The following is a 23,450-nucleotide window of genomic DNA, read 5'->3' as shown; positions in this document are numbered from 1 at the left end:
CTCCTGCACGCGATCGGGGTGGGATGCGCCCTGTGCCGGGCGTTTCCGCCGCCACCAGGGTAGTCGCTTGCGAAATAGAGCGCGTTCGCAAATAACCCGCGTGCGCATGTATTGTCGACGCGGGCTATCAGCGTTGACAAGTTTGAAGGGGCATCCCCATGCCGTTAGCACTCTGGGCGCTGGCCATCGGCGCCTTCGGGATCGGCACCACGGAGTTCGTGGTGACCGGCGTCCTTCCCGGAATCGCCGACGAGTTCGGCGTCTCGATCTCTGCCGCTGGCTACATCGCCACGGTCTACGCCATGGGCGTGTTCGTGGGCGCGCCGCTGACGACCGCCATCGGTACGCGGATCGAGCGCAAGCGCATGCTGGCCGCGCTGATGGTGCTGTTCGTCGTCGGCAACCTGATCACCGCCGTCGCCCCCACGTTCGGCGTGCTCCTGGTCGGCCGCGTGGTCACCTCGCTCACGCACGGCGCCTTCTTCGGCATCGGCGCCGTGGTCGCCGCCGACCTGGTGGCCCCGAACAAGCGCGCCAGCGCGATCGCGTTTATGTTCACCGGGCTGACCATTGCCAACGTCGTCGGCGTGCCCGCCGCGACCTTGCTGGGTCAGTCCGTCAGCTGGCGCGCCACGTACGGGGTCATCACGGTGCTGGGGGTGATCGGGCTGATCGGGATCCTCACCCTCGTTCCGGGCGGTAGCACGCCGAAGGGGGCGCGCATCCGCCCCGAGCTGGCGGCCTTCACCAACCCGCAGGTGCTGCTCGCGATGGCGATGACCGTCCTGGGGTTCGGCGGGGTCTTCGTCTCCATCACCTACATCGCGCCGATGATGGTCGAGGTCGCCGGGTTCGCCGAATCCAGCGTCACCTGGCTGCTCATGCTGTTCGGCGTCGGCATGGTCGTGGGGAACTCCCTGGGCGGGCGCTTCGCCGACCGGGCCCTCATGCCGATGCTCTACACCGCGTTGGCGGCCCTGTCTGTCGTGCTCCTCGCCTTCACGTGGGGCGCCCACAGCGCGATCGCGTCCGCGGTGCTGGTCTTCCTCGTCGGCGCGTTCGGCTTCGCGACGGTGCCCCCGCTGCAGAAGCGCGTCATGGACAAGGCGGCCGGGGCGCCGACCCTCGCCTCAGCGATGAACATCGGGTTCTTCAACCTGGGCAACGCGATCGGCGCCTGGCTCGGTGGCTTCGTCATCGCCCAGGGCTTCGGCCTGACCGCGCCCAACTGGGCCGGTGCCGTACTGCCCGCCGGGGCGCTGCTCTTGGCGGTCCTGTCCGCCGCGCTCGACCGCCGCGACGCCGCCCGCCAAGCGCGGGCCCGCACCGACCCCCTCAAGGCGCGGGCCCGCGCTGGTTCAGCCCCGGATCACGGCCTTGGTCCGCATCAGGAACTCAGCGAGATACCGGTCGTGCGGGATTCCGGGCTCTAGCCAGTGAGTCGGGTGGTCGCCCAGGTAGACGTTGCTGATGGTCGGTTCCTCGACCAGCCGGTCGACCAGCTCCTCAGCGGCGCCGATGGCCGTGAGCACCAGCGTGTTGCGCAGCGGCGCGACACCGTCGGACGGCGACCAGGGAGCAACCCACACGCACGGGAACCCGAGTTCGACGTTCAGCTGCGGGGCGTCGGGGCTGTCCACCTGGAAGACGGCCGGGCGCAGCGCGGCGCTGCCGTCGCCGAGGTCGTCGGCGACGCCGTCGCCGCCGAGCACCGTCCGGGCGCCCTCAGCGCGGTCGAACAGGTACTTCTCGATGGTCGCGGCCGTGTCGGCGGGCTGGACGGGCAGAGCGGCGTCCTCGGCCTCCGGGCGGCGCGACGGGATGGCGGACAGCCGTTCGGCCAGTGCCTCGGCGACCGGGGCCGGGTCGCCGTCGACGAACACGGCCGTGGTGTTGATGCAGCCGGTTCCCCCGTGGAGGGCGACGGAGTCGACGACAGTGTCGAGGTGGGAGCGCCAGTCGTCGCCGCTGAGCAGGATCTTCGAGCGGCCGGGACCCTGCGGAAGCACGGTCGGGTCGGCGGCGTACTTCTCCACGACCTCGTCACCGCCGTAGACCATGGTCAGGTCGGACGCGGAGACGATGTCGTCGGCGCCCGCGTAGTCGGTCGGCAGCAGGGCCACCGCGTCGTCGCCGAACGCCGTCTCACGCAGGGCGGCGACCAGGCGGTACGGGGTGAACGGCTCGCGTCGGGAGGGGCGCACCACGACGCGGTATCCCAGGGCCAGAGCCTCCAGCCACAGGGAGTGGACGCCCGGGTGGTTGGCGGGCGCGAGCACCGCGAAGACGTCCCCGCGGCGGGTCCACACGGCGCGGCCCGTGCGGGTCATGGGGTCGCGCCAGTCCTCGACCGCCCCCTCCGGGCGGGCGAAGCGCGTCGAGCGGTAGGCCTCGACCGCCGCCTGCGCTGTGCGCTGGGTCGCGGTCCGGACGCCTGCGAGCGGCATACCGGCTACCCGGCTGACGTAGTGCTCGTACTCCTCCACGGACATCCCGGCGATGGTCGAGGAGGCGAAGGCACGGCCCGCCTCGGCGAGCGCCGCGGCCCGCTGGTCGGCGGAGAGCGTGGGGCCCTTGCGCAGGGCACCGATCGTGCGGTTCACGTAGAGCCGCGGGACTTGGCTCAGCTCTGCTATCGGCTGTCCGGCGACGTCGGTGACGGTGAGTCGGCTGCGGGCCCGGTAGGGGCCGGTGGGCCCGAGGGCGTCGAGCTGGATCGGCTCGCTCATTTAGTACACCCCCTCGATCACGGGCTTGTCGCCGAACGTGGAGACCGGTGCGACGTCGGCGACCGAGTCGCCCGCGTGTCCGGATGGCGGTTCGACGCGGATGGCGGTGTCGCGCTCCAGGTTGTTCGGTAGCAGCATGGCTTTGCTGATGTGGTTCATGACGACCTGTCCGCGATCGCCGTAGGGGACCCTCTCGCCGGTGTCGGGGTCGATGACCGAAAAAGTGACGTGCGGAGAGAAGGTGTCGAAGGTGCAGAGGGCGTCCTCGGCCAGCCCCGCGCGCTCGACGGTGCCGGAGAGGATCATGGTGCTCCCGTAGTTGCCCCACAGGTCGACGTCGGGGAGGACTTCGGTGCGCAGCAGGTGCCGGGTGTCGGCGTCCATGTGCGCGCCGCCCCACATGACCACCTCGACCATGTCGTTGATCCGCTTGGCGGTGTCCTCGTCCCGGACGAGGCGCTCCAGCAGCGGGGGAGTGGTGACGAGGTACCCGATGGTCTGGGTCTCGAGCACGTCGCGGGCCTGGGCGACGATGTGCTCGGCGTAGCGGTCGGCCTCGTCGGGGCGGCCGTCGGCGATGCACTTCTTCACCCAGCGGGGATCGAGGTCGACGAAGAACGGCACGCCCCCGCGCCGCCGCGCCATGCGCTGTGTCCACGAGCCGAACATGTGCGGGCCGGTCGGCGCCACGCCCAGCCAGTTGACGCCGCGGGTGTGGCCGCGGGCGTCCATGTGCCGTTCCTGCCAGGATTCGCTGCGAGCCATCCACTCCTCAAGGAAGGGCAGCCGCTTGGGGGAGCCGGTGGTGCCACCGCTCTCAAAGACCCCGATGACCGTGGCGGTGTCGCCATAGCCTTTGGGGATCAGAGCTTCGGACGGCACGTGACGGAACTCGTCGACGACGTTGGGGAAGAGCCGCAGGTCATCGAAGGTGTGCACGTCGCGGATCGGATCGAAGTCCAGCGTCTTGGCCCGCTCCAGCCAGTAGGGCGAGCCTGTCTGGGGGCTGAAGTGCCAGTGCATCGCGGCTTCGATGAACTCGGTGGCGTCCGGGACCCGGTCCAGCGGGAAATCCAGGATGTCTTCTCGTGCGAGTGCCATGATCATCCTCTCGACGCAGACAGCCCGCTCGCTGCTCGGGGCGAGCGAGCGGGCGAGCCGGTGTACGACCAAGAATATGTTTACAACTCTGGAAAGTAAAGAAAATGAGTGCCACGAATCCCCCACCTGGTGAAGGAGAAGCCCTGATTCCGGACGAGCGCTCAGCAGCAGAACACCCTGACGGCCCAGATCAGCCGAGCGCGGGAGGCACGCGCGGCCGCGGCCGTCCCCGCAACCCGGCGATCGAGGAAGCGGTCCTGAAGGCCGTGCGGCACCGGCTCGCATCGGACGGCTACGCGAGAATGAGCATCGCCGACGTCGCCGCCGACGCGGGTGTCACGCGCCCCACGATCTACCGGCGATGGCCCACCAAGATCGACCTGGTCACGGCGGCCGTGGACTACGCCCTGTCGCGCGTGGTGCCGCTGCTCCCGCCACCCGACTCCGAGCGATCGGCGTTCGACGAGCTCGTCGATGTCCTACGTCTTCTCAACGAGGCCATGACCAGCCCCGACGGCGGCTTCGACATGATCAGCGCGACGCTGGCCGAACGGAAGCAGACACCAGAGCTGATCGCCCTGATCCGCGAACACGGCATCGAACCCCGCCAGGCCTTTCTCGAAGCCGCCCTCCGCCACGGCCAAGACCGCGGCGAGGTGCGCGACGACCTCGACCTGGACACGATCGGCATCATGCTCCAGGGCAGCCTTTTCCAGTCCTACCTCCGCACCGGCGAGTTCGACCCGGATCTTCCCCGGCGGATCGTGAACACGATCTGGCCGGCGATCGCCGCCCGGTGACCCGTCCGGTCGACTGGGGTCGGGCCATGCCCGGCTCCCGCTAGCGGATCCCGGTGGTCAGGCCGGCGTCCAGTGCGCATGCTGTCCATCGGGGAGTCCCTTCGCCCAGCGAGGTGAACGAGAAGGGTGCGCCTCCGGTATGCGCAAGGAGGCGCACCCTTCTCGTTCACCGACTGTGGCTGTGCGGGAGAGAAGCGGCGACTGCGGCGAGCGATCAGCGGGCCGGTCAGCGGCTCCACGGCCTTGCCGAGGCTGCATCCGGAGGCCCGTGGGGCATCGGACGGCGCCGGGGCTTCGCGAACAGGTCGTCCATCGATGGTGGACGATGAATAGGCGGCTGGAAACTCTCCGCCAGTCTAAATTTATAGCGCACCCGGGGGCTTGCGGCAAGACCCCGGTCATGCCGGACAATCGTCGCTCGTGTTCAGAACCTATGACATGGGAGACGACGTGTATCCCCAGGCCACCAGCGCCTTTGACCTTCCCGACCACCTCTCTCCCAAGGCCGACCCGACCCTGATCGCCGACGACGAGCGGCACTTCGCGGCCATCGCCGAGAGCCTCGAGCGGGCGATCGCCGACCTGTCCGACCGTCTCGATGCCAAGCGCAAGGCGCCCGGCGGCAAAGGCCGCGAGGCGCTGGACCGGGACATGGAGATCCATCGGTTGTCCGCTCGCCTGCGCGCCCTGCGCCGCTTCGGTTTGGACCTGTGCCTGGGACACATCGTCAGCGCGGACGGCTCCGAGCCCGTGTACATCGGACGACTCGGCCTCACCGACAGTGAGGGGCGCCGCCTGCTGCTCGACTGGCGCTCTCCCGCGGCCGAGCCGTTTTTCGCAGCGACCCACGCCAACCCGATGGGCCTGGCGAGCCGTCGCCGCTACCGCTGGACCCGCGGCCGGATCAGCGACTACTGGGACGAGGTGTTCACCGCCGACGGGATCGAAGGGCACGCCGCGCTCGACGACCAGTCCGCCTTCATCGCCAGCCTGGGCGCCAACCGGTCGGCCCGGATGCGCGACGTGCTCGGCACCATCCAGGCCGACCAGGACGCCATCATCCGCGCGGGTTCCGGCGGTGCCCTGGTCGTCGACGGCGGTCCGGGCACGGGCAAGACCGTCGTCGCCCTGCACCGCACCGCCCACCTTCTGTACTCCGACCCTCGCCTCGGCCACCGCCGGGGCGGCGTGCTGTTCGTCGGTCCGCACCAGCCCTACCTGGCCTACGTCGCCGACGTCCTGCCCAGCCTCGGAGAGGAGGGCGTGCAGACCTGCACCCTGCGCGACCTCGTCCCCGAGGGGGCCACGGCGGCGGTCGAGGCCGACCCGGAGGTCGCCCGGCTGAAGTCGACGGCGAACCTGGTGAAGGCGATCGAACCCGCCGTGAGGTTCTACGAACAGCCGCCCACCAAGGGGATGACGGTCACGACGGACTGGTTCGACATCTGGCTGAGCGCCGACGACTGGGCCGAGGCCTTCGACGCACTGGAACCGGGAACTCCGCACAACGAAGCGCGCGACCAGATTCTGGAGGAGCTGGTCACGATCCTGGCGGACAAGCACGACGATGACGACGTCTCGCCCGATATGTTCCGGAGGTCGCTGCTGCGGAACACGGAGCTGATCAGGACCCTCAACCGCGCGTGGCCGCTCCTCGAACCGACTGACCTCGTCGGCGACCTGTGGTCGGTGCCCGCCTACCTGAGGATGTGCGCTCCCTGGCTAGGACCCGATGAGATTCGGAAGCTGCAGCGCGAGAACGCCCAGGCCTGGACGGTGTCCGACCTGCCGCTGCTGGACGCGGCACGGCAGCGGCTCGGCGACCCGGAGGCGTCACGGCGCAAGCGCCGGTACGACGCCTCTGTCGCCGCCGAACGCGAGCGCATGTCCCATGTCATCGACGACGTGGTCGCGGCCGATGACGACGGTGAAGGTGCGGTGACGATGCTGCGCGGACAGGACCTGCAGGACAGCCTGGTCGACGAGGCCGCACTGCCCGGCACCGACCCGGACCTGCTCGGCGGCCCGTTCGCGCACATCATCGTGGACGAGGCCCAGGAACTGACCGACACGGAGTGGCAAATGCTGCTGCTCCGCTGCCCGTCCCGGAGCTTCACCATTGTCGGAGACCGCGCCCAGGCCAGACACGGGTTCACAGAGTCGTGGCAGGAACGGCTCGAGCGGGTCGGGCTCGACCGGATCAACCTGGCCCGCCTGAGCATCAACTACCGGACGCCGGAAGAGGTCATGGCGGAAGCCGAGCCGGTCATCCGGGTTGCTCTCCCCGACGCCAACGTGCCGACCTCCATCCGCAGCGGCGGCGTCCCCGTCGCCCACGGATCCGTTGCGGATCTGGGCGCGATCCTCGACACCTGGCTCGCCGAAAACGCCGAGGGGACCGCCTGCGTCATTGGCGATCCCACGTTCCGGGCGACCTCCCGCGTCCGGTCGCTGACTCCGGAACTGGCCAAGGGGCTCGAGTTCGACCTGGTCGTCCTCGTCGACCCGGAGGAGTTCGGCGAGGGGATCGAAGGAGCGGTCGACCGCTATGTCGCGATGACCCGGGCGACCCAGCGACTCGTCATCCTCACGAGCTCCTGACCTCGGAACCGGACCCGATGGAACTGGGGTCCGGGGGTGGCCCGCGGGGCGGGGCGGGGCGGAAGGACGGCCGCCCTGCCCCGGGGTGCCGTGCCCGGGGCGCCTCAGCCGTCGGCCGGGGCGGTGATCCGATGTTCGGATCGTCATGCTAAAGAGTTAGGCGCATCGAACATCAAAGATCGACGAGCCTTCGGAGGTGAGGCGTGGGGATGCTCGACTCCGCGGCCGGTGCCGCCCCCACTACCGCGACACGGCTGCGCTCGGGTATCGCCCTCCTCGGCCCCGCGTTCGTCGCCGCGATTGCCTATGTCGATCCCGGCAACGTCGCGACGAACATCGCCGCCGGTGCGACCTACGGCTACATGCTGGTGTGGGTCATCGTGGCGGCCAACCTCATGGCGTTCGTCGTGCAGTACCTTTCGGCCAAGCTAGGCCTGGTGACCGGTCAGTCCCTCCCCGAGGCTCTGCGGGAGCGCATGCCGCGCGCGGCCCGTCTCGGCTACTGGGGGCAGGCCGAACTGGTGGCCATGGCCACTGACCTGGCGGAGGTGCTGGGCGGGGCCATCGCGCTGCGCATTCTGTTCGGCATTCCGCTCCTCATCGGCGGGGTGATCACCGGAGCGGTCTCCATGGCGCTGCTGGCGCTGCAGAACCGGTACGGGCAGCGCCCCTTCGAGCGAGCCGTCACCGGACTGCTGGCCGTGATCGCGCTGGGGTTCATGGCCGGGCTGCTCGTAGCGCCGCCGTCCCCCGCTGGAACCCTGGGCGGACTGGTCCCGCGGTTCTCCGGCACCGAGAGCGTGCTGCTGGCGGCCGGAATGCTCGGCGCTACCGTCATGCCGCACGCGGTGTACGTGCACTCCGCCCTCGCGCGTGACCGGCACGGACGGCAGACGGGGCCGCTGCGGGAGCGGCTGCTCACGGCGAACAAGTTCGACGTCGGCCTTGCCATGCTGCTGGCCGGGGCGGTCAACCTCGGCATGCTGCTGCTGGCGGCGAGCGCCTTGCAGGGGAGTGCGACCGGCGAGTCGCTGGAGGGCGCGCATGCCGCCGTGAGCGGGAATCTCGGGCCGGCCATCGGACTGCTCTTCGCGATCGGCCTCCTCGCCTCGGGGCTCTCCTCCACTGCGGTGGGCTGCTACGCGGGTGCGGTGGTGATGGACGGCCTTCTGCGGCGCCGTATCCCTCTCCTCGCGCGAAGACTGATCACCTTGATCCCCGCCTTGGTGGTGCTGGCCCTGGGGGTGGACCCCACCCGGGCTCTGGTCCTCTCGCAGGTCGTCCTGTCCTTCGGTATTCCCTTCGCGTTGGTCCCTCTGGTTCTCCTCACGGCACGGCGCGACGTCATGGGGCGCTACGCGAACGGACGATGGATCACCGGAGCGGCCGTGGCCATCGCGGCGACCGTGGTGACGCTCAACATCGCACTGATCTACCTCACCGCGACCGGGCAGGGCTGACGCGTGACGACAGCGGTCACTCGGTGCCCGGCCGCCGTGAGGCCCACGGCCGCGAACGTGCGGTGCGGCACCGGTCGGCCCGGTCGACCCTCAGCCGTTACGGACCGGTCGGGCCGTGGCCTCGTACTCGGCCAGTCGCTGCAGATATGCGTTATAGGCGTTGAGCTCGGCGTCGCCGTCGCGCTCGGCTTGGCGGTCCGTGCGGCGGGCGAGCCGGTCGTCGGAACGCATCCAGGTGATGGCGAGCGCGATCATCACCACGATGGTGGGGATGTCCCCGAACACCCACGTCAGGCCGCCCGCCCAGAGCTGGTCGGCCATGACGTCGACGTTCCAGGACGGGGGCGGGGAGGCGAAGAACCGCGCGATCGGTGTCTCGGACATCATCACGGCGATCGCGAAGAAGGCGTGAAAAGGCAGCCCGGACATCATCAACATGATGCGCAGCAGGTGGTTCTTGGAGCCGGGCCAGGGGTCGACCATCAGTACGGGTCCGAAGTAGATGATCCCGGTGATGAGGAAGTGCAGCAGCATGAAGTAGTGGCCCCACACGCTGCGCATGAGGACGTCGAAGATCGGCGTGAAGTAGATGCCGTAGAGACTGAAGATGAACAGCGCCAGGGTGAACGCCGGGTGGGCGCCGACCTTGGCGATCGGGCTGTGCAGCAGCCACACCAGCGCACGCCGCGGTGCTCCCCGTCGCCCCTTTCCCGTGGGCAGCGTCCGCAGCAGCAGGGTCACGGGCGCACCCAGTAGCAGGAACACCGGGGCGAGCATTGTCAGGATCATGTGCTGGAACATGTGGACGCTGAACAGCGCCATGCCGTAGCCCTCGATGCCGGTGGCCGTCACCCACAGGACCAGGGCCACCCCCACCGCCCAGCTCACGGTCCGCCCGATCGGCCAGGAGACCCCGCGCTGCCGCAGCCGGATGAGGCCGACCACGTAGAGGGCGGCGAGCAGGGCGCACAGCACGGGGAAGAGCGCATAGGGCTGGGGGTGCCAGGCGAGCAGACCCTCCAGGTCGGGAGGTGTGCTCGGCATCCACATGGGACCCGACATCCCGTTGTGCATGTTCATCTTCATCTCGTCGTTCATGGCTCCTCCAGAAGTGCAGAGGCAAGTGCAGAGGCAATGGCCGCGGCCGATGGGCCTCGGCTCGGGACGTGGGGCCGCGGTAGGGGTCGGCAGAGAGTGGGGCTGCTTACAGCGGCGCCGTCCAGGAAGCCCGCACCGCCTGGCTGATGCCGCGGTGATCGCCAGAAACCCCAGGGGCACGGGGTCGGCGGAGAGGTCACGGTGCGCGCAGCCCTCAGCCCTCAGCCCTCAGCGGCGCAGCGCGCAGCCGGCCACACGCCGAGAAGCGGCTTCGGAAAACAGGGAGAGGGACCGGAGAAGGGCGCGCGTCAGCGCCGGGTCCGGCCTAGACCCGCTGGATGCATAGCGACAGCAGAATCGGCGGTCCGCCGGGTGGCACGGCACGGAAACGGCGGAGGAGACGGTGCCCCGCCTGCGGAGGTGCCAGCCAGAGTGCCGCGATGAGGAGCACGCCGAGCCCCACCATGAGGAGCATCTGCGGTGCGATCAGACGCTGGTCGACACCCATGTCCTCGTCGGCGGCATGGGCGGAAGTCCCGGTGTCGTCCGCACTGCGCGACGCCACGGCATCGGCCGTCGGTCCCGCCGAACTGGCGGCTACCGAGGCTGCGCTCGCATCGGCGGCATCGTCGGGGACGGCGGCGGCCGCATGACAGACCGAGCAGAGGAAGTGGACCAGTACGACCAGCGACAGCAGCAGGAACCTCAGGGGGATCCGCTGTCGTCGTGCACTGGTCGCCTCATTCACGAGTGGAACCCTACCCGGGCCATCACCCACCAGAAGTCCGCCCCCCGGGGATAAGCGCGATGGCTGTGACGTGCAGAAACCAATAGCCGTTGGCCAGTCAGCGTGCATCGAAGCCATGGCAGCGCGTCGGCGCGGCCAACGCACCGCCGACGATCCCAGGGCGCTGCTGTCCGGGCGTCATCGCCAACGTGCTCACCGACCCCGCTGCCATCGACCCCCTGCCGGGCACTGCGGTCCTCAACGGCTTCCCGGTCGACGTGCTACCCGCGCCGTGAGCCGTCCGGCCACCCCGCGTCCGCGGTCACTCGGGCTGGAGGCGCGGCTTGGAGCCGCTGGCCCGGTGGCGGTAGGACTCGACGTAGGGCACGCGGTGGAGTGGTGGCGGTCCCCCGCGCCGTGACACTCCGCATGCTCCCGGTGCCGCGAAGGCCCGCGGCGGCGCTTCGGGTCGATCCCTTTCGACGTGCCGGAGCGTGGTGAAGGATGGAGCGATGACGCACTTCGACCTCATCGTCATCGGCTCCGGCTCGGGCAACACGATCGTGGACGAGCGGTTCTCCGACTGGAGCGTCGCGCTTGTGGAGAAGGGGGTGGGCTCCACCGGAGCCTTCGGCGGCACCTGCCTGAATGTCGGCTGCATCCCGAGCAAGATGTTCGTACACACCGCGGATACCGCCAGTGCCCCCGCACACGGTGATCGACTCGGGGTGGACCTACGGCTGGAGGGGGCGGACTGGCCAGCCATCCGCGACCGTATCTTCGGGCGGATCGACCCGATCGCGGTCGGCGGCGAGCGCTACCGGGCCAAAGCCGACAACGTCACCCTCTACCGCGGCACCGCACACTTCACCGGCATCAAGACGCTGGCGGTGCGGACCGCCGCCGGAACCGAGGAGATCTCCGCGGACCGGGTCGTGGTCGCGGCCGGCAGCCGTCCGAGCGCCCCGCCGGTCCCTGGGCTGGCCGAGGCCGGATACCTCACCAGCGACTCGGTGATGAGGCTGCAGGACCTCCCCCGTCGGATGATCATCATGGGCACGGGGTTCGTCAGCGCCGAGCTCGCCCACGTGTTCTCCGCTCTCGGGACCGACGTGACCGTCGTCGGCCGCTCCGGCCTGATGCTGCGGCACGGGGACGAGGACGTCGCGACGCGGTTCACCGAACTCGCCGCTCGCCGGTGGGACCTGCGCATGAACCGCACGGCCAAGGGCGTCGAGCGCGATGGCGGACTGGTCAGGCTGCACCTTGACGGCCAGGAGGGCCTCGAGTCCGTCGAGGCCGAAGAGATCCTGGTGGCCACCGGCCGCGTCCCGAACAGCGACCTCATCGCCGCCGAGGAGGGCGGGCTCGATCTCACCGACGACGGGAGGATCAGCGTCGACGCGACCCAGGCCGCCTCTGTCGACGGCGTGTGGGCACTGGGCGACGTCAGCTCCCCGTACCAGCTCAAACATGTGGCCAACCGCGAGGCGCAGACCGTCCAGCACAACCTCCTGCACCCTGAGGCGCCTGTGCGGACCGACCACCGCTACGTTCCACACGCCGTGTTCTCCGCACCGATGATCGCCTCGGTCGGCATCACCGAGCAGGAAGCACGCGAAGCCAAGAGGGAGTACGTGTCGGCGCGGCAGGACTACGCCGGTGTCGCCTACGGCTGGGCGATGGAGGACACCACCGGATTCGCCAAGCTGCTCGCCGATCCCGCCACCGGACGGCTGATGGGCGCGCACATCATCGGCCCCGAGGCGCCCACCCTGATCCAGCCGCTCATCCAGGCGATGCAGTTCGATCTGGACGCCCGCTCCATGGCCGAGGACCAGTACTGGATCCACCCGGCCATGCCCGAACTGATCGAGAACGCCCTCCTCCGCCTGGACCTGCGGTAGCACGCACTCGGCGCACCCCGCTCCCGTCGGTCCCAGGAGGCACCGCGCCACCGCCCGAGCGGCGCGCATTCATCCGCGATCGCCATGGATGGAATGGGGCCGCCTGAGCGGCCGCGATGACCTCGTTCAGGTGCTGGCCACCGGGGCTGGGCGAGGGGCGCGCCCCGGGAAGGTCACGCCCGCGCCCCGTCCGCGCCGTTGCCAGCGCCGTCTCTCGCACCTGGCGCGTTCGCGTCATGGGCCGACACGAGCAGGGTGGCGACGTTGCTGTCCCGGCGCACGACCGCCCTGGCGACCTCCGACAGTCTGCGGTTGTGCTCGCGGGCGAAGCCGCGCAGCAGGCCGAACGCGTCGTTCATGTCGATCTCGCGGCGTTCCGAGAGCACGCCCTTGGCCTGCTCGATGATGACCCGGCTGTTCAACGCGGTCTGCAGCTGCTCGGCCAGGCGCTCGCGCTCCTCGGCGGTGCGCGAGTTGAGGATGCTGATGGTGGCCACATCGGCGAACCCCTGCGCGATCGCGATGTCGGCCTCGGTGAGTCGGCCCGGCTCGTGGCGCAACAGGTTCAGCGCGCCGACGGTGTGCTCGCGCAGTCGCATCGGCACCGCCTGGATCGAGCTGTAGCCTTCACCGAGCGCCGCCTGGGCGAAGCGCGGCCACCGGTGCAGCGCACACGACAGGTCGGGGCAGGACACCTGCTTGCCGCCTCGGTAGGCCTCCAGGCAGGGCCCCTGCTCGTTCTGCAACTGCAGGAGCTCCAGGAGGCGAGCCGATTCGGTTGAGGCCGCCATGAAGCGCAGATTCCCGTGGTGGTCGGTGAGCATCAGGCCGGCGGCGTCCACGTCCAGCAGCTCTACGCTGCGCCGGGCGAGCATGTGCAGGAAGTCGACCACGTCGAAGTCGACCACCAGTGTGTCGGCCAGTTGGACGAAGGTGCTGGCCAGTTCCTGTTCCCTGGGCACCGGGAACCTCCTTGGGAGAAGATTGCGTGGTGACTGACGATTCAGTCCGTTTGCGGGTCGGGTGTGAACTTCAGCCTGCGCCGCACGACGTCGCGCGCTACGTCGGCGAGCGGGCGTTCGTGCCCGAAGGCATAGGCGCGTAGCCGGACCAACGCCTCGTCGATCCCCACATCGAGCTGCGCCGAGATCATCCCGGCGGCCTGGTGGACTTCGGCCTGGTCATGGAAGGCGGCGAAGCCGTTCCAGAGCGGGCGGTCTTCCACACACGTGTCTGCTCCGCCGTCCAGCATAATCTCCAGCGCCATGTCGGCTAGGGAGAGCGCATCGGACAGCTGCGCGTCGGTGAGGGGTTTCGGTCCGGCCCTATGCAGGCTCAATGCGCCCACCTGGACGGCGCCGGTCCGCAGCGGGAATACGAAGACCGCCCCCAGCCCGGCCTGGACCGCGGCCGGAGCGAACGCGGGCCACCGCCTACGAGGGGTGGCGTCGTGGAGATCAGGGGTGAGCACAGGGCCGTCGCAGGACAGCGCGGCCACGCCGGGCCCCTGCCCCAATGTGGCCTGGAGTTCCTCGATCTCGCGGGCCAGCGGGGTCGTGGCGCACAACCGCTCGACCAGGTCCTGAGGGGAGGTGTTCGCGGTGAGGGAGACGCCGTCGGAGGGGATCTCGGCCGCGCACACCCCGCAGATGTCCTCGAGTGAGACCGAAGCACCCCGGGGCCACGCACGCTCGGCGACGAGCGCCCAGAGCTGAGACAACCTGTTTGTCGTCACGGCGCCTTTCATGGCACACGGTACTGAATATGTGTCTCCACCCTACCCGGGAGGGTGCCACGTATAAGGGAACGGATGACCATGAACGACCGAATCGCCGGTTTGTCCTGCGGATGATGGCGGCGCGGACTACATTTGGTCACTTCGCATACTGAGTCCCTTCGGGTCCGGACCTCGCCCGCGGGTAACCGTTGGCTGGGATGGGATCACTCATGTGTCCACTGGATGTGGCGATCATGCGCTGGGAGTCGAGCACGCTGGTGCGGGTGACCGGGGAACTCGACCTGTCCAACATCACATCCCTGGAGAGACGACTGGCGGAGGCGGAGCAGAGCCCGGGCAGCACCCTGGTTATCGACCTCACCGGGTTGGATTTCATTGACTCCACCGGGCTGCACTCCCTGGCCCGGCTGCATCAGCGGAGGCGGAGAACCGGCGGAGGGGTCACCGTGATGACCGGGGCGCGGATCGGGCGGATCTTCCACGTCATCGGGCTGGACCAGGTGCTCGACGTCCGCTGCGAGGAATGCGACTGAGACGCGTGTCCCGGACACCTACCTGAGCGCCTCAGCCCGGGACGGAGCCCCGACGAGGGCACGGTCTGAGGCGCCCCGTGTCCAGAGGCGGACGGCTCCGACGACGTGCTGGCTCGAGTAGGCGGCCCGGCGGCGATCGGCCCGTACGTGGGGAACCGTGTTTTTGTGGCGGTAAGGCGAGATGCGTCTTACGCGATTGCGATCATTTCTTCACCGCACCAAGGTCAACACTGTCCGCCAGCAGACAGATCCCACGGTTCCGGAGGGAAGGGCGAAGGAAGATCAAATCGCCTGTTCACCGTCGGAACGGAGCCGGTGTGGTCCGCGATCGCAGGTCCGCGAGTATCCGTTCGCCTCCCCGCACAGTGAGGTGCGTCATGCGAAAGACCCTGGTGTCGCTGTCGACCGAGGAGTTCGTAGAAAACATCGCGGAGGTCGCGCGCTCGCGATTCGATTGTCAGACCTTTCCCCAGGAAAACCTGTCGGCTGATGATTGGACGCTGCTGGTGAAGGCGGGTGTCCTGCTGCCCGCGATTCCAACAGAGTTCGGTGGGCGCGACAGCCATGTCGAGATGTGCCGTGTGGTCGAGACACTCGCTGAGTGGAACCTGCCTCTGGCGATGTACACGAAGATCATCACGGCGGTCGCTCTGCGCCCGATCGCGCTGCGCGCCAGCGAGGAGGCGAAGCGGGAGATGCTGCCGCTCTTCGCCACGGATGACCCGATGATCTGTGGATTCGCCTCGACCGAACCCGGCTGCGGGTCGGCGATGTCGAGCATGACCACGACGTACGAAGAAGTCGAGGGCGGTTACCGTATCCGCGGCCGCAAACACTGGCAGGGTTTCAGTTCTACGGCGCACTGGTGGCTGGTGAGCGCGAAGAACGACAGGGACGGGAGAAAGTACGGCTACTTCATCGTCAAGCGGAGCGAGGGGTTCAGGACGATTCGGCGGTACGAACCGGTGGGAATGAAGGTCCTCGACTACGGGCTCAATGAAATCGACGCCGTCGTCCCCAAGCATCGCAAGATCGACGCTCCGGAGCGAAACCTGAGCGCGATGGTGGAGATGCTGATGGCCCCGCGCTCGATGATGGCGGCGCTGGCGTGCGGCTTTCTCAGGAGAATCGAGCGCGAGGCACACGCGTACGCGAACAGTCGGCGGATCGGACCGGTGCCGCTGGCCGACATCCGCTTCGCCAGGTACCGGCTCACATCGATCGAGGCCGCGCAGACGATCTGTGCGGCGCTCAACCGCTACCTCATGACCGAGCTGAGTGTGAAGAGCGAGATGACGGGCTCTTTTCCGGCCGTCCAGGCGCTCAAGACGGTCTGCACAGAGCTGATGCTGCGCGCGGCGCACCACTACCAGCAGCTGGTCGGCGGCGAAGGCTACCGCTGCGGCTCGCCCACGAACATCGCCGGACAGGCGTTCCTGGACACCCGGGTCTTCACCATCTTCGACGGCACGAACGACCTGCTCAGCCAGCAGCTCACCCAGTTCTGTCTGGACAACCGCGGCGACGTGGCCCTGAGCGGTTTCCTGGCGACCTCCCCGCTTACAGCGCCCGGAGTCGCGGCCCATGGAGTGGACCTGAGCTTCCTCGACCGCGATCTCAAGCAGGAACACCTGGTCCTCGGTGGCCGCGCCATCGCCTACACGTTCGCGATCACGCAGGTGATGGCGTGGACTCGAGAGGCCGAAGACGGCTCCTTGAACAGGGCCAAGGCCGCGATCGAGTTCCTGAAGGCCGACATCGACGGCATCGCACGGCAGTTCGACCTTCTCACCACCGGCGTCCTCGACGCGGACGACCGCCAGTCCGCACAGTACGTGTCGCCCTGAGGCCGCGACCCGCCCAAGGGAGCCGGCGGGCCCCTCGGCAACGGGGGAGGGGTGTCAGCAGTACCGCGACGGCCCGGCTTCCGTCCGGCTGCCGCTGGCGGTCCACACGCCCTTTGGTGCACCCGGTTTCACGTCCGCGGAGTGGTCAGCAGACGCCATCGGCGCCGGAGGCCTGTCGGCGGAGGCGGTGCCGACCCGCGGCCGGAGTAGCCCCATAGGGGCCGCCGTGGGCGCTCCCTGAGCGCAGTAGGAAGCGCCCCCGGCGCGGCGGGGATCCTTGCCGGTGCGTGGAGGGCCACGCCGCCGGGCAGGGGCGACGTGTGCGGAGGGGACCGCACCGCAGGCGGGCCAGTGGCGCCGGGATCAGTCGTCGACGCCGAGCTCCGCGGGGTCGACGAAGATCCAGCCGTCCTCGGCGTCGGCGTCCAGGCCGAGTTCCTCCTGCCGCTCGGCGCGCCGTTCGGCCTCCGCCTTGATGCCGGAGGTGTACTTCTCTTTTCGGTTGACGAAGATGCGCAGACCGCCGTTGTCCATGTCGGTGCGGAACAGCAGGTGCTCATCGGTGTAGGAGGAGTCCCCACCGGTCAGCACCGGCCGCTGGACGGGGTCGACGCGTTCCTGCAGCACGCCCGCCTTGCCGGACTGCCAGGTGACCGGGGTGGACAGGTGCGCGGTGAACTCGAAGTCGTCGGTGACCTCGATATCGCGCTCGTTCAGCTCCACGCGTGTGCCGATGTCCCCGGTTCCGGGGTTCTCCAGCAGCGTCTGGACACCGAGGACGTTGCCGGTGGGGATGTCGAGCCCGTAGTCGGGGTCGGTCACGACCATCCGGTTGAGTTCCTCGTGCGCCGCGGTGACCACGTAGACCTCGATGTCGGCCTCGTGCAGGGCGTGGATGAGCTCCTTCATGGCCGGGTAGATCTCGGGCGTTGCAACCTCGGTGTCGACGAGCTTGCCGTCCTCCCACATGTTGGTGGCGACCGGCTCGTCGCGCTCCATGAGGTCGTCGACGTAGCCCTTGACCTCGCCCAGGCTCAGCCCGGAGTAGGCCTGCGCGGCCCAGGCGTAGCAGGTGGGGGTGCCGGCCTCATCGCAGAGCCGGTTGTAGTAGGCGTGGAGGCTCTCGTCCTCCTCGAAGGGAACGATCTGCAGCTGCGGGTCAAGGTTGTCGCGGGTGAGGACGCCCTCGTTCTCCAGGTAGGGAATGAGGGACTCTTCCAGGTCGTGCTTCCAGATGGTGTTGTCGGCATCGAAGGCGGCGTACTCGCCGCTGTCGCCGTGCTCGGCGATCAGCCCCTCCAACTGGTCGGCGGCCTCGGCGGGCCAGTGCTCCAGCGATGCGCTGTCGCCGGCGTCCGCGGTGCAGGCGGTGGCCAGCAGCACGCACGCCGCAGCGGTGACGGCCCCGGGGGCGGCGTTTCCGCGAAACAGTCGGCGCATGGTCGGTCGCTCCCAACCTCGTTCTCGTTAATTGATCACCAACCTTTCTGTCGTGTATGAAGCGATTTGTCCAATTGTGTCTGGATTGATGAACGCGGCGGCCACCGTTTAGTAACGGGGGATGTATTCGGTCGTCGACTGGGTAGAAGCCGTACTTTTCCCTGGTGCTGCCGGGTCAACGGCGCCCAGCCCGTGACCTCGCGGCGCGGCCCCGTCCTGGCTTGACACCACGCTGGCAGAAGCAGCTGCTACGCACGCCCGCCCCCGCCGTGGCGCCGCGCGGAGTCGCTGTCGTCAGCCCCTCCGCCACCCGCGTCGCTGGCTACGCACCTGCGGCCGCGCCGAGCACCGGAAGGCCCCGGCGGCTGTCGGCGGGCGCGGCAGCGGCCCGTTGGTGGCGGGTCAGCCCGCCTCGGCGGGCTGTTCCCGCTGTGCTGCGAAGATCGCCGTCCCCGGTACGATCCGGCCCTGGTCGGCGCCCCATCCGTCCCACACCTTCGCGCGGCCCGCCCGCCATTCCGGCTCCAACACGTCCAGCAGGCGCAGACCGGACGCGGTGAGCGCGCGCACCCAGTCCCCCATGGTGTGGTGGAGTTCGGGGCTCGTGCCGTTGTCTCCAGGGGCAGGGGCCCGACGGTCAAAGTAGGGCACCGTCGCGGTGAGTTCCCGCGATGGGCTGGCGAAGCACCAGCTCAGTGGGTGGCGTACCGCGAAGACGAGCCGACCGCCGGGCCGGAGGACCCGCGCGCTCTCTGCGAGGGGCGCGGCGGCGTCGGAGAAGAACGGGAAGCCCCCGAAGGCCGAGAACACGACGTCGAATGAGGCGTCCGCGAACGGCAGTCGGAGGGCGTCGGCCTGCGCGACCGGAACCCTCTTGGGGCCGTCAGAGGTTCCGATGCGCAGCGCGTGCTGCAGCTGGCGGTGGGCGACGTCGACGCCCACCACGCGAGCCACGCCCTGTCGGCGCAGCCACCGTGAGGCGCGCGCCGCGCCGCAGCCCACCTCCAGGACGCGGGCGTTGGCCAGGTCCGAGGGGGCGCCGAGGAGGCCGGCGGCCGCCTCGTCCACTCCCTCGGGGCACCATATGAAGGCGTCCCGGAGGAACGCGGCGTGCTCGGCCTGGTAGGCGTCGGCCGATCGCTCCCACCACTCGCGGCTCACCCGTGGCCCGTCAGGGCCTTCCGCTGGGGGCGGGGGTGGCGAGTTGGGATTGGTTCGGTCGGACACGCGCCCGTTCTCCTTTCGCTTCATGGGAACATCCTGTCGTACGGCGCCGGACCGGCCCGTCGCTCCCGCACCGTAGGGGGTCGTCAGCTCTTGTGCGCGGTGTTGGCGACAAACTCCACCACAGAGGTCTGCTGCGCAGTTGGGAAGACGGACATCCTCCGGGAGGAGCAGTTAGCGGCAGCTGTTCCGGCGGTGTCGCGCGGGGAGACGGGTGCGCGGGATCGCCCCCTGCCGCAGATCCGGCGCCCGCTCGGTGATCCGGCGTTGATCCGGGAAGTGCGCACGCTGAGATATCAGTGAAATGGCGGGCAGGATGGCGGCGATAATGAATTTGTCGTTGCCGTGCTGAGGAACACCGAATAGGGAAAAGCGGCAACCGGGGAATAGTGCGATTCACTGGAGGTTCGTTTGTTTCGGCGCCGTTCATTCGGCGCCGTTCATTCGGCTCCGTTCGGGTGCCGTCAGCGCCCGCCGATCATCTCCTGGAGCCGGTCACGGTGAACGGTGAGGCCGGAGATCCTGCGGTCCAATTCGCCGAGTCGGTTGTTGTGGGTATCCAGTGCCCTGTAGTAGTGCTCGGGATCGAGATTCTGCCCCGGGTAAGGGGCGATGATCTGCAGGTCTTTGAGTCCGGCGCCGAGGAGCTCGCGAATAATGCGGACCCTCACCACTGCCTTTTCGTCTCTCGGTGCGGCGCGACTCCAGAAGCCCTTGCTGTTCGTGCTACCTCAACGATCTGCGGCTTACGGCTAAGTGCTCCGCACGTGCAGCAGGGGCATGCTGGGAGGTGACAGCGTGGGAGGTGACAGCAGTGTCAGGTGCAAGCATCCATCGCAGTTTTCCTGTTCGCGGCATACGCCGACCGGAGTTCACTACCCTTTCGATACCGCGCTGCGCACCTGAGCACGCCGAGCCGATGGCGCGGCGACGCGCCGATCGCGGTCTCGCTGCACTAGCGCCGAAAAGCTGTTTACGGGAGTACGTATTCTCCTCACTGCCATTCCCGGTCCGCGCACGATCCTCGGCAACAGCCGACAAACTCAGCTTGCGTAGCACCCATACAGGGCGTTGACCTGTTTGAACCAGAACTCGTCTTTCGCCCGCGTCGATGCACCGCGCTCGAGGAGTCCCAGTTCCTCGGCGAACTTGTAGAATCCGGTTCCCGCGTCGTTCCTGTCGAGATAGCGAACCAGAGCCGAAAGCATAAGTCCTGTTTTCGGTAGTTCGCGTTCCACGATCGTCGCCAGCAGGTCTCCCATCGCGGCTCGCTCGCTGTCCTGCCCGAAATCGAAGCCCCGGAGTCCGGTCCTACGTACCAGCGCGGCATTGAGTTCGGTGTAGGTGGTGAACGTTTTGAGCTGCGCGCGTTCGATCAGGAACTTGAGCCCCGCCTCGACGAGCTGTTCCCACTCCTCGTCTTCCCGGCCATACCTCGGCACTTCTGTACCTCCACGCTGGCCACTGTGGCCTGCCCCGGACTACATCTATGTCGGTCGCCTGTCGACATCGATGCTAAACCGGACACCGGCGATTTGTCTGGCCAAGGACCAAAAAAGTAAGGATGCGCCGCGTACTCCAGGGACCCCGGAAACTCTGGAGGCCTTCACCTGTGCCCCCGGACCGGTTGGACGACGGCCAGGTCGCCGGGCACCTGTTCACCGCCGATGCGCTGCACATCGTCCAATCCCACTCCCTCTACTTGGGTGGACGCTGAGCCCACGATCTGTTCTGCATCAATCCCAACCGCCGGCCCCTGCACGAGCTCCTTGGCGGTCGAGGCGCTGTAGCTCGTGCGGGATGTGACCTGGTGGGAGGACGCCCGCCGGGCCCACACCGATCCCCGCAAGGAACGACGACTCCACCGGATCCCCCAACGCCTCGCGTTCTCGCGGGCCGTTTGCTCCGCTTCTCCGCGCATGCGGAGGTAGGCCGAATGTTCACCTCTTTGAGGGCGGCGTGAGCAGGCGTTTTCGTTCTGCGGCAGAAGTGGGTTTGTGGTTTCTCGTGTTCTGCGTTATCTGTTCAGTGGCCCCTATCGCGCCAGTTCGATTTGGTTTTATATGAACTGCCCTGGGTTTTTGGAGATGCGATAGAAGGCGCGTGAATCAACGGGTCGCAAATGTGGAGACGGCGGTCGTCGTTTCCGGGATCGAATGCGTCCCTCGGGTGGCGGTGGGCGCCCGCCGGGCCGCTGCTCTGGGGTGGTCGGTTTGTCGGAAATATGGCATGACGTTGGTTAATCCCGCTATGTAGTGGCCGCGCTGGTGTTGAGTTGCCTGGCCGGAGTGGGTAGGTTCGTGGCCCTAGCGTCCCCCGCCGCCGAGATCCGGCACGGTCCGGAATATGTTCCGTGCTGCCTTGGCGGGTGCCACCCTCCCGGTGGGAGCGCCCTTGATCTCCTCCCGCCCGCGCCGCCCAGCATCGGTGCGGCCGCCGTCCGCCTGCCCTTCCGCCCCCGACCAGCCCCAGGGGAGCTGATCGATGTCAGCCCATGCACCCGCCGATGACCCGCGCCCGCCCTCGCCCGGCAGGCTGGCGGGGTACGTCCTCCTCGGAGCGACGGCCGCCGTCGCTCTGGTGTGGACATGGGTGACCCTGGCCGTACCGTGGTCAGCGCGAGCCCCCGTCCTGGTCGGCGGCACCGCCACCGGCGCGGTTCTGGTCGCCGCGCTCGCCGCGGCCGCCTACTATGCCGCCACCGCGCGCCAGGCGCGCGAGCGGACCGCGCACGCCGAGGCCGCCACCGGCCGCCTGGAGCGCGAGGCTCTGCATCTGCGCGAGGTCGTACTTCCGACCCTCGCGGGTCGCGTGGGCGAGGGCGTCCCGGCTGAGTCGGCGCTTGCGGAGGTGGTGCAGCCGACCCATGGCGCGCTGCGAGGACTCGCCGAGTACACCGCGCGGACGCTGGACGCGGCCGAGAGCCGGGCCGTCGCCGGGCGGAACGGGCTGTCCACGATGGAGGGCGAGGCAGCGGCCCTGGCGGACGAGACGCTGCCGGCGCTGGTCGCGCGGATCCGGGCGAGCCGGACGTCGTCGGCGGAGGCCGCCCTCGCCGAGGTGGTCCGGCCGACCCACCACGAGCTGAGCCGCGTCCTCGAGCAGACCGCCCGTGCCCTCAGCGAGGCCGAACGCAGGGGCGGCGCGGCCATGGCGGGCTGCGCCAGCGCCGCGGCCCGCGTGCAGGCCCAGGTCACCACGCTGCTCGCCCGGCTGCGGGAGCTGGAGGACATTTACGGCGACCAGGAGGGGATCTTCGCGGACCTCCTCGACCTCGACCACAGCGTCTCGCAGATGGGTCGGCTGGCCGACAGCTTCGCGCTCCTCAGCGGCGGACGTTCCGGGCGCAGGTGGACCAAGCCCATCGTGATGGAGAGCGTGCTGCGCGGCGCCATGGGACGCATCAGCGCCTACCGGCGCGTGCGTGTCCACTCCACCAGCACGTCCGCCGTCGCCGGCTATGCCGCCGAGGGCGTCATGCACGCCGTGGCCGAGTTGATGGACAACGCCACCACCTTCTCGGCCCACGACACCGAGGTCCACGTGTACGTGGAGGAGGAGAACACCGGCGTGACGGTCACGATCGAAGACAGTGGCCTGGGCATGCGCGCCCGCGAGCGGCGCCGCGCCGAGCAGTTCGTCTCCGAGTCCATGGACCTGACGACCCTCTCCGGTACCCGCCTGGGCCTGGCGGTGGTGGGTCGGCTGGCCGCCAAGTACGGCCTGACCGTCAACTTCCGCCCCTCCTCCCGTGGTGGGAGCGGCGCCGTGGTGCTGATCCCGCAGCACCTCATCACCCAGCCCCGGGTCGGGCCTGCCGAGCCCGCCCCCACCCGCCGCCGCCGGCGGCGGCCGAGCCCACCCCCTCCCGGGCCGGCCACCAGCACGCCGAGCCCCGGGACGGCGGTAGGCCGGAGGGCCTGCCCCAGCGCCGCCGCGGCGAGACGCTCGCGGCCGCGGCCCGGTCGAGGCGTGCACCAGCCGCCGCACCGACCACGCGGGAGCGTCGCGACACCGGAGCCCGGTTCGCGGCCTTCCGCCACGCCAGCCGCGGCCGCGGCCCGTCGGGGACGGGTGAGGAGGAGCGCTCGTGAGCGTGTGAGACCACCCCGAGCCCGTGACGCCACCAGGCCGCCGTCGGGAAGGTCCGCACCGTTCCCCGGCCCAGCGTCCCGGCGGCCGGACCGCCGCCGCACCGACCCGTAGAACCGACCGAGAGAGCAGGAGGCAGGGGCCCCGGCCCGG

19 protein-coding genes are annotated in these 23,450 nt (G+C 69.1%); 9 read left to right on the top strand and 10 right to left on the bottom strand.

Translation table 11 applies throughout. The features are described from left to right. Nucleotides 1-158 precede the first annotated feature (158 nt). Nucleotides 159-1,433 (top strand): MFS transporter, encoded by a 1,275-nt coding sequence (locus tag CDO52_RS26250; RefSeq protein ID WP_017618445.1) that lies wholly within the window; start codon nt 159-161, stop codon nt 1,431-1,433. Here the strand turns inward: CDO52_RS26250 and CDO52_RS26245 are convergent. Together CDO52_RS26245 and CDO52_RS26240 are read right to left on the bottom strand one after the other, a co-directional pair. Further along, nucleotides 1,359-2,729, bottom strand: coding sequence for an aldehyde dehydrogenase family protein (locus CDO52_RS26245; protein ID WP_017618446.1), 1,371 nt, complete (start codon nt 2,727-2,729; stop codon nt 1,359-1,361). The genes CDO52_RS26250 and CDO52_RS26245 overlap by 75 nt on opposite strands. Then, nucleotides 2,730-3,830, bottom strand: a complete 1,101-nt coding sequence (locus CDO52_RS26240) for an AMP-binding protein (RefSeq protein WP_086003428.1) — start codon at nt 3,828-3,830, stop codon at nt 2,730-2,732. 104 nt (nt 3,831-3,934) lie between these two features. Here CDO52_RS26240 and CDO52_RS26235 point away from each other — a divergent pair, with 104 nt between their 5' ends. From CDO52_RS26235 to CDO52_RS26225, 3 genes are all read left to right on the top strand, one after another. Further along, a complete protein-coding gene (locus CDO52_RS26235; protein WP_083919836.1) occupies nt 3,935-4,630 on the top strand; it encodes a TetR/AcrR family transcriptional regulator in 696 nt (231 codons plus the stop codon). A 438-nt stretch (nt 4,631-5,068) separates the two neighbouring features. Further along, nucleotides 5,069-7,231 carry an RNA polymerase recycling motor ATPase HelR gene (gene helR, locus CDO52_RS26230; RefSeq protein WP_232524334.1) on the top strand — a complete coding sequence of 721 codons (2,163 nt, stop codon included), beginning with the start codon at nt 5,069-5,071 and terminating at the stop codon, nt 7,229-7,231. A gap of 209 nt (nt 7,232-7,440) precedes the next feature. After that, complete coding sequence (locus tag CDO52_RS26225; protein ID WP_017618450.1) at nt 7,441-8,691, top strand: Nramp family divalent metal transporter; 1,251 nt, start codon at nt 7,441-7,443, stop codon at nt 8,689-8,691. Between the two features lie 90 nt (nt 8,692-8,781). Here CDO52_RS26225 and CDO52_RS26220 read toward each other — a convergent pair whose 3' ends face one another. Then, nucleotides 8,782-9,789 carry a cytochrome c oxidase assembly protein gene (locus CDO52_RS26220; RefSeq protein ID WP_017618451.1) on the bottom strand — a complete coding sequence of 336 codons (1,008 nt, stop codon included), beginning with the start codon at nt 9,787-9,789 and terminating at the stop codon, nt 8,782-8,784. A 325-nt stretch (nt 9,790-10,114) separates the two neighbouring features. Further along, entirely contained in the window at nt 10,115-10,537 is a 423-nt protein-coding gene (locus CDO52_RS26215) for a hypothetical protein (protein ID WP_017618452.1), read from the bottom strand. Between the two features lie 89 nt (nt 10,538-10,626). Between CDO52_RS26215 and CDO52_RS27890 the strand changes: the two genes are divergently transcribed. Then, complete coding sequence (locus tag CDO52_RS27890; protein ID WP_152471596.1) at nt 10,627-10,812, top strand: hypothetical protein; 186 nt, start codon at nt 10,627-10,629, stop codon at nt 10,810-10,812. Nucleotides 10,813-11,028: 216 nt separating this feature from the next. After that, nucleotides 11,029-12,423, top strand: coding sequence for a mycothione reductase (locus tag CDO52_RS26210; RefSeq protein WP_017618453.1), 1,395 nt, complete (start codon nt 11,029-11,031; stop codon nt 12,421-12,423). Nucleotides 12,424-12,596: 173 nt separating this feature from the next. Here the strand turns inward: CDO52_RS26210 and CDO52_RS26205 are convergent, their stop codons facing one another. Both CDO52_RS26205 and CDO52_RS26200 read right to left on the bottom strand, forming a co-directional pair. Continuing rightward, the gene (locus CDO52_RS26205) at nt 12,597-13,385 is read right to left on the bottom strand and encodes a GAF and ANTAR domain-containing protein (RefSeq protein ID WP_017618454.1); all 789 of its coding nucleotides are present in this window, start codon (nt 13,383-13,385) and stop codon (nt 12,597-12,599) included. A 41-nt stretch (nt 13,386-13,426) separates the two neighbouring features. Next, a complete protein-coding gene (locus CDO52_RS26200; RefSeq protein ID WP_026125756.1) occupies nt 13,427-14,158 on the bottom strand; it encodes an ANTAR domain-containing protein in 732 nt (243 codons plus the stop codon). Between the two features lie 212 nt (nt 14,159-14,370). Here CDO52_RS26200 and CDO52_RS26195 point away from each other — a divergent pair, with 212 nt between their 5' ends. Then, a complete protein-coding gene (locus tag CDO52_RS26195; protein WP_017618456.1) occupies nt 14,371-14,694 on the top strand; it encodes an STAS domain-containing protein in 324 nt (107 codons plus the stop codon). 377 nt (nt 14,695-15,071) lie between these two features. Beyond that, on the top strand, nt 15,072-16,541 hold the full coding sequence (locus CDO52_RS26190) for an acyl-CoA dehydrogenase family protein (RefSeq protein WP_017618457.1): 1,470 nt from the start codon (nt 15,072-15,074) through the stop codon (nt 16,539-16,541). 363 nt (nt 16,542-16,904) lie between these two features. On the opposite strand, the gene CDO52_RS26185 is transcribed toward CDO52_RS26190, so the two are convergent. The 4 genes from CDO52_RS26185 to CDO52_RS26170 form a co-directional block, all read right to left on the bottom strand. Then, nucleotides 16,905-17,981 (bottom strand): HAD family hydrolase, encoded by a 1,077-nt coding sequence (locus tag CDO52_RS26185; protein ID WP_017618458.1) that lies wholly within the window; start codon nt 17,979-17,981, stop codon nt 16,905-16,907. A 402-nt stretch (nt 17,982-18,383) separates the two neighbouring features. Further along, entirely contained in the window at nt 18,384-19,208 is an 825-nt protein-coding gene (locus CDO52_RS26180) for a class I SAM-dependent methyltransferase (protein ID WP_232524333.1), read from the bottom strand. 461 nt (nt 19,209-19,669) lie between these two features. Further along, nucleotides 19,670-19,876 (bottom strand): MerR family transcriptional regulator, encoded by a 207-nt coding sequence (locus CDO52_RS26175; RefSeq protein ID WP_232524332.1) that lies wholly within the window; start codon nt 19,874-19,876, stop codon nt 19,670-19,672. 372 nt (nt 19,877-20,248) lie between these two features. Continuing rightward, nucleotides 20,249-20,647: a hypothetical protein gene (locus tag CDO52_RS26170; protein WP_017618461.1), complete on the bottom strand. Its 399-nt coding sequence runs from the start codon at nt 20,645-20,647 to the stop codon at nt 20,249-20,251. Nucleotides 20,648-21,689: 1,042 nt separating this feature from the next. Between CDO52_RS26170 and CDO52_RS26165 the strand changes: the two genes are divergently transcribed. Continuing rightward, nucleotides 21,690-23,411, top strand: coding sequence for a sensor histidine kinase (locus CDO52_RS26165; RefSeq protein WP_198345794.1), 1,722 nt, complete (start codon nt 21,690-21,692; stop codon nt 23,409-23,411). The last annotated feature ends 39 nt before the right edge of the window (nt 23,412-23,450 follow it).

This window comes from Nocardiopsis gilva YIM 90087 (genome assembly GCF_002263495.1).
Classification (GTDB): domain Bacteria; phylum Actinomycetota; class Actinomycetes; order Streptosporangiales; family Streptosporangiaceae; genus Nocardiopsis_C; species Nocardiopsis_C gilva.
This window is presented reverse-complemented; position numbering and strand designations above follow the sequence as displayed.

What these genes read in the sequence shown, in the direction of transcription:
- CDO52_RS26250 (WP_017618445.1), top strand. Translation starts at nt 159, where the DNA reads ATGCCGTTAGCACTCTGGGCGCTGGCCATCGGCGCCTTCGGGATCGGC.
- CDO52_RS26245 (WP_017618446.1), bottom strand. Translation starts at nt 2,729, where the DNA reads ATGAGCGAGCCGATCCAGCTCGACGCCCTCGGGCCCACCGGCCCCTAC.
- CDO52_RS26240 (WP_086003428.1), bottom strand. Translation starts at nt 3,830, where the DNA reads ATGGCACTCGCACGAGAAGACATCCTGGATTTCCCGCTGGACCGGGTC.
- CDO52_RS26235 (WP_083919836.1), top strand. Translation starts at nt 3,935, where the DNA reads ATGAGTGCCACGAATCCCCCACCTGGTGAAGGAGAAGCCCTGATTCCG.
- helR (WP_232524334.1), top strand. Translation starts at nt 5,069, where the DNA reads ATGGGAGACGACGTGTATCCCCAGGCCACCAGCGCCTTTGACCTTCCC.
- CDO52_RS26225 (WP_017618450.1), top strand. Translation starts at nt 7,441, where the DNA reads ATGCTCGACTCCGCGGCCGGTGCCGCCCCCACTACCGCGACACGGCTG.
- CDO52_RS26220 (WP_017618451.1), bottom strand. Translation starts at nt 9,789, where the DNA reads ATGAACGACGAGATGAAGATGAACATGCACAACGGGATGTCGGGTCCC.
- CDO52_RS26210 (WP_017618453.1), top strand. Translation starts at nt 11,029, where the DNA reads ATGACGCACTTCGACCTCATCGTCATCGGCTCCGGCTCGGGCAACACG.
- CDO52_RS26195 (WP_017618456.1), top strand. Translation starts at nt 14,371, where the DNA reads ATGTGTCCACTGGATGTGGCGATCATGCGCTGGGAGTCGAGCACGCTG.
- CDO52_RS26190 (WP_017618457.1), top strand. Translation starts at nt 15,072, where the DNA reads ATGCGAAAGACCCTGGTGTCGCTGTCGACCGAGGAGTTCGTAGAAAAC.
- CDO52_RS26185 (WP_017618458.1), bottom strand. Translation starts at nt 17,981, where the DNA reads ATGCGCCGACTGTTTCGCGGAAACGCCGCCCCCGGGGCCGTCACCGCT.
- CDO52_RS26165 (WP_198345794.1), top strand. Translation starts at nt 21,690, where the DNA reads ATGTCAGCCCATGCACCCGCCGATGACCCGCGCCCGCCCTCGCCCGGC.